Source organism: Pseudovibrio sp. W74, from assembly GCF_001623085.1.
GTDB lineage: Bacteria > Pseudomonadota > Alphaproteobacteria > Rhizobiales > Stappiaceae > Pseudovibrio.
This window is the reverse complement of sequence record NZ_LMCJ01000014.1, coordinates 1-5,851: the sequence shown is the minus strand read 5'-3', so window position 1 is coordinate 5,851 and position 5,851 is coordinate 1. Positions and strand designations below refer to the sequence as shown.

3 protein-coding genes are annotated in these 5,851 nt (G+C 48.7%); 2 read left to right on the top strand and 1 reads right to left on the bottom strand.

The window, feature by feature from the left end:
• Positions 1-387: 387 nt before the first annotated feature.
• Positions 388-1,080, bottom strand: a complete 693-nt coding sequence (locus PsW74_RS10525) for a response regulator transcription factor (RefSeq protein ID WP_063286986.1) — start codon at positions 1,078-1,080, stop codon at positions 388-390.
• A gap of 139 nt (positions 1,081-1,219) precedes the next feature.
• On the opposite strand from PsW74_RS10525, the gene PsW74_RS10520 reads away from it, so the two are divergent.
• Both PsW74_RS10520 and PsW74_RS10515 read left to right on the top strand, forming a co-directional pair.
• Positions 1,220-2,668: a HAMP domain-containing sensor histidine kinase gene (locus PsW74_RS10520; protein WP_063286985.1), complete on the top strand. Its 1,449-nt coding sequence runs from the start codon at positions 1,220-1,222 to the stop codon at positions 2,666-2,668.
• Positions 2,669-2,838: 170 nt separating this feature from the next.
• A complete protein-coding gene (locus PsW74_RS10515) occupies positions 2,839-5,628 on the top strand; it encodes a discoidin domain-containing protein (protein ID WP_063286984.1) in 2,790 nt (929 codons plus the stop codon).
• Positions 5,629-5,851: the final 223 nt, after the last annotated feature.

Sequence of the window (5,851 nt, the reverse complement as noted above, 5' to 3'; positions counted from 1 at the left end):
ACAGATGAATGTCTGCAATGGTCACGCTGCTACACGTCAGGAAAGTTTAGAAATTCGGGCCATGAGCGGACCTTCGGACGTTTCCATCAAGGGTTGAGACCAACTTGGATTGATGATGCCGTGGCCTCTGCTTAGTAGGGCCCAATCATCGATTTTGGGTCTCAGCAAGCTTAAGCAAGTTCCAACACGCCTCTTCTTTCTTTTGAGGGCCTGCACACTGCGATGGAGCATTTTTTCTGGTCTAGAAGGCCAAAGTTTCTGAAAACTTCCTCACATATCTTATCAAAGGCAAATACTTAGTCCCGAGCAAGCTAATCAAGACTTTTAGAAGAGAGGTTGCAATGAGCATCTGATTGGAGATTACGTAAGGCTTACTTTAGCAACTTATCAGTTCTGGAATGTATAACCCTTCCCCCACTCAGTCAGGATGTGCATTGGATTTGAAGGTTCAATTTCGATCTTTCGCCGCAAGCGCTTGATTAGCGTGTCAACAGAACGATCATCCTTGCCAGCGTGCTGTCGAGTTCTGGCAACGGCAAGTATGTCTTCGCGGGAGAAAACAACGCCAGGGCTTTGCGCAAAAAAACGAAGGACTGCTGCTTCACTTTGAGTGAGCGGTACGGTAAGGCCTTTAATGTTGGAAATGCGCCGCAGCTGAAGATCAAATGTCCAATCTCCAATCTGTATTGCAGAAGCCGTATATTGTTGAGTGTGATCTTTACGACGACGTAGCACGGCTCGTGCGCGGGCTAACATCTCCGGAAAAGTGAATGGCTTGACGATGTAGTCATCGGCGCCAATGTCAAGCAACGCAATGATTGTGTCCTGGTCACTGAGTGAACTCATCATAATGATGGCAGCGTCAGACCGCTCTCTGACTTCCCGGCAAAACACTTTGCCAGAGGGGCCGGGCATGACAATGTCAACAAAGCAGAGATCAAACTTTGTCTTGTTCCAAACCTGTCGCGCTTCGGGGACACTTATACACCGATGGGGGGTGTAGCCAGCGCTAACCAAAGCCTTCCCCAACTCTTCTCCGAGGGTGTGATCGTCGTCCACGATCAAAATACTCTCGCTCATCCGGTCTAAACCTTCGATATCCAATTGACTTTGCAACACGCATATATTGTAACATCTGCGTGTCAACTTGTCCCAATGCCGAGATAGATAAATGAAATCAATGAGGTTTTCAGCGCGTCTTACGCTTGGTCAACAACTAATGTTTTTGGTCATTGGGCTGGTATTGGCAGTTCAAGTCGTAAACGTAATTGTATCGCGTGTTGCTGATGTGCAGCTTCTGACAGCTGCTCAAAAAAGCCTTCATCTCACACTGGCTGGTCGGTCTTTCAGTGGTGTCTTAGCCCTGCCAGAAAACCAGCGTGTCCGATATACACAAACCTTATCTAATCTCGCTGTTCATATAGAATGGGGAGTTCCGCGAGCTCTACTTGATGGTGACGAACGGCGCCCAGATATCGAGGCCGAAGCACTTACCTGGTATGGCCGTGCAGGGTTACCCGTCTCAGAAGTCGTTGTGACAGAACGAGGCTTTCCAACTCCTCCTCCTCCCCGCGGAATGGTGGCAGAAGAGACACCTATGTTAGGCCTTGGTGAACCGCCGCGTACTCTTTTGGTAAATGAGCTTGATTGGAAGACGACCCCAAAATGGGTTTTTGAGGAGAAACCGGCACCGTCAAACAATCTTCTGAACTTATTCAGAACCTGGCCACGCGCTGAAGTGTACAGGGTTGCATTGCGCCATGATGCTACAGGCAACTGGCTCACGGTTTATCAGCTCAGGCGCTTACCACCTATCAATGCAGCCTACACGAAGCTTATAACATCGAGTCTGGTTTCTCTTTTAATTGCAGCGGTAGTTTTACTGATTAGTCGGCGTGTTATGGCACCTTTTTGGCACCTTTCTCATCAGGCAGAGCGGCTTGGGCGCGGCGAGACCACTTCCTCTTTGATTGTGCAGGGACCGCGTGATACCCGTGAGATTATCAGGTCTTTCAATCGAATGAATGAGCGCGTTACGCAGGCGGTGGATTATCAGATTGGCCTTTTACGCAGTCTTGCTCATGATCTGAAAGGTCCTTTGGCAGGGATCAAGCAGCTTGTTGATGCCGTTGGTCCGCAAACCACCAGATATCAGATTGAGGCCCGTCTAGATCGCATACAGAGCATTGTTGAATCTATTATGGCTTTTTCTCGTGCGGTGATGCGAGATGGAGACTTCCAGCGTGTAGACCTCACACTTCTGCTGGATGTGGTGATTGAAGAGCGCAGTGAGCTGGGAGATGCAGCTGAAATGACAGACACAGCACCTGTTATCGTGTCATGCCGCGTGAATGCTATCCAAAGGTGCTTATCCAATCTGGTTGAAAATGCTTGCAAGTATGGCAGCGCCGCTCATGTGACTGTTTCTAAGGACGGAGATGAAGCGGTTATCACCATTGATGATAATGGCCCAGGCATCCCAGAAGAGGAACTAGATCGTGTGTTCCAGCCTTTCCAGCGCTTGGCGACAGACATACCCGGTAGCGGCCTGGGGTTGGCAATCGTAAAGACAATTGTAACTGACCAAGGTGGTTCCATAGGACTTTTTAACCGCGCTGAAGGCGGGCTGCGCGCTGAGCTTCGCCTTCCACTCTACCGAAAGAATTAATCAGCCTCTCAAACTGTGACAAGTGTTTGTCACAGTTTGTCACGAGACCTCAAATCAGACCCGCGGTATCCATGTAGGAGTCGGACAATTCTGTCCTTAGAAACTCGGCAATACATTCACCTGACATCTGCTCGGACAACGAATGTATGCACTGACACATGGATTAGAAAATGGCAGATACAATCTGGAGCATCGCTGCAAAGAACTCATATCTTGATGGCAGCTACACATTCGGCTGGATCGCAAGAAAGAATAAAAAGGACTCGAACCTTGTAGGCAGTGACCATAATGATTCAGTGACACTGGACTCATTAGCAAGGAGCGGTAGTAGTGTAAAGAAGAACTCGAACCTCCATTATTATGGTAATGAAGGCATAGATACGTTGAGATATCGTGGAGATAATAATTATTCGACTGATCTCAAGGTTCTCGATGGAAATACCGTCATTGTCGAAGGGGGCCATTCGAAAGATAGCTCACACATCAATTTCAGCTCCCTGGACGTCACTGCACACAATGTTGAGATCTTCGACTTCAACTACACTGATGACACAGCCGACTTTTACGGTCTGTCTTATGGCGTTACGGCCTATGGGGGCGATGGCAATGACTCGCTGAAAGGCACAATGCATGCTGACAAGCTTTACGGAGGTGACGGAAATGACACGCTCGTCGGTAATGGAGGGGATGATTACATTGATGGCGGAGATGACGCAGATACGATCGAAGGTGGCGCAGGGGCTGATCTGATTTTTGGTGGCAAGGGCAACGATATAATCTGGGGTGGCACATCAGGAATTACAGCAGACAGCGCCAATGAAATGTATGGTGGTGATGGCAATGACACCATACATGGTGCGATCTATGTGCAAACAATACCCAATGTCGATATCATCGCAGACAATATCGACATTGCTTATGGCGGTGCAGGTGACGACATTATCAATGGGTATGATGGGAATGATATTCTTGATGGTGGCACGGGCGCTGATAAAATTTACGGAGGAGAAGGCAACGATATCATCTCCTCAGGCTCGCTCAAAGACCAAGCCGTAAGTGACCAGCTTTGGGGTGGTTCTGGTGCGGATATGTTTATCATTGGCGATGGCAGTACTGACTACACGAGCGATTTTGTTCTCGATATATCAGCAGCTTTTCCTAACAAGGGCAGTGATTGGACATCTATTCTGGATGCAGCAGGCAGCGCAGTGGGGATTATACCGGGCGTGAAAGCAATTGGTTCAGTTGCAAAGACTATAGCTTCTGGCTTTGATGCTTACTACACAGCTACCAACTCATCAAAGACAACCTTTACTATTGATGCAGACTGGGGCGAGACTGCCGAAGCTCAGGTCAGAGACTTTAACCCGTTTGAAGATCATATCATGATCCCAATTGCGGCATCCGAGACTGATCTGAATACCCACTACACCTTCGAGTGGGAGACTGCTAACGATTTGGCATTCACATTACGGGACAACCGTGGAACAGCAGACCGTGAAATCCTTGCCGTCCAATGGGCTGACGACCTTGTAGATTATTTTCCTGACTACATGACCGAAAATGGCAAGGGTGTTACGATCAATAGTGATTTTTTTGATGCGCTCAAAGCAAGTTTGAAGGAAAGCTATGTCAACTACGATGGATCTAAGCTCTACTTCGGAGACGAACTACAGGATCTAGGTGAATGGGTCGGTGAAATGGCCGGTTCCAATCTGGGATTCATGGATGTGGGGGCCTATGCTGGTTGGACGATTTACGACAATGAAGCCCCTAACGACATGTGGATTGGCACCAATCTGAACGACATCCTCGGCGCGTTTGTGCCAGCCGAAGCCAACACAACTGCCCCCAGGGAGGGATATTATTCTGATACGGCGTATTTGTATGGTATGGGGGGCGATGATCTTTTGTTTGGTGGTGCAGGCGATGATGTCATCAATGGCGGCGAGAACCTCGACGGCACCGCCGATAGTGATACTATAGCTTTCTTTGGAGCTGATTCCGTCGACATTGATTTGGGCACAAAGATTTGGAAAGAAAATCTTGGCATCTACTACTCAGTTTCCAGTGCGATCTACTCGATTAAGACCGACAATGAGGGCGGACGTATAACGAAGGTAGATAGCGACAAGTTGTACTTCATCGAAAATGTGATCGGATCAGACGGAAACGATATCATTAAAGGTGATGAAGAGCGAAACATCCTTTCAGGTGCTGGTGGAGATGATGAGTTAACTGGAGGGGGGCGCGCCGACACTTTTGTCTTTGCCGCCAACTCTGGGAAGGACACGATAACCGATCTGGACAAAGCCGATGTGCTCGTTTTCGAAGGATTGTCCGCGTCTGAACGCGATGCATTGATCAACTCTCTATCTGATGAAGGCAATAGCCTCTCGATTGATAGTGACAATTCAGTAACCTGGGAAACAAGCCTCCACAAATCGTCATTCCAAACGAGTATCTCCACCAATGAAGGCGATACGGCAACCTATGACGTAACTGTCGCAGCGGCTCAAGCAGCTGAACGAGCGTATCATGCAGGACTTACAAACCTGACAGACGCGCTGAATGCCAGCGCAGCAGACCAATCAACCAACTACGTCAGCGATGATTACCTCGCATTCAACGTTCTTGATGGTGACGTTGATACAATCAACCACACGGGCAAAAGCGATCCAGCCCCATGGTTGAGCATTGATCTGGGAGAAGATGCTCTGATTGAGTTTATTGATCTTGAGAACCGTCAGGACAACTGGACAAGCTCTCGTCTGACCGGAGCTCACATCGAAGTGTTGGATGATGGGGCAGTGGTTTGGTCATCCTCTGATCTGACTTCCGCACACAACCAGCTGATTGAAGTTGGCGGTATAGTTGGTGACGAAGTTCGCATCGATCATGCAGGTGGGCACTATCTGCACATCGCTGAAATCGATATCTATGGTGATTTCATAGCCTAAGACGGCACAAGGACACGGATCTAAGACGGTCCGTGTCTCTCTTATCTCGGGTGGAGTTGTCATTTATAGTTATGTCTAGGACAGCTGACACCTTTCTGGCCTGTCTTGGTGGGCTTCTTGCTTACTTATCCTGAGTGAAACATGTCTTCTCAACAATCAATTTCACGCCAGCGCCCTATGGTGGCTGAGGCGTTTGCGGCGTCTCGGTCCGGGTATGCGGGCG

Excerpts from the sequence above, each read along its gene's own strand:
- PsW74_RS10525 (WP_063286986.1), bottom strand. The coding sequence starts at position 1,080 with ATGAGCGAGAGTATTTTGATCGTGGACGACGATCACACCCTCGGAGAA.
- PsW74_RS10520 (WP_063286985.1), top strand. The coding sequence starts at position 1,220 with ATGTTTTTGGTCATTGGGCTGGTATTGGCAGTTCAAGTCGTAAACGTA.
- PsW74_RS10515 (WP_063286984.1), top strand. The coding sequence starts at position 2,839 with ATGGCAGATACAATCTGGAGCATCGCTGCAAAGAACTCATATCTTGAT.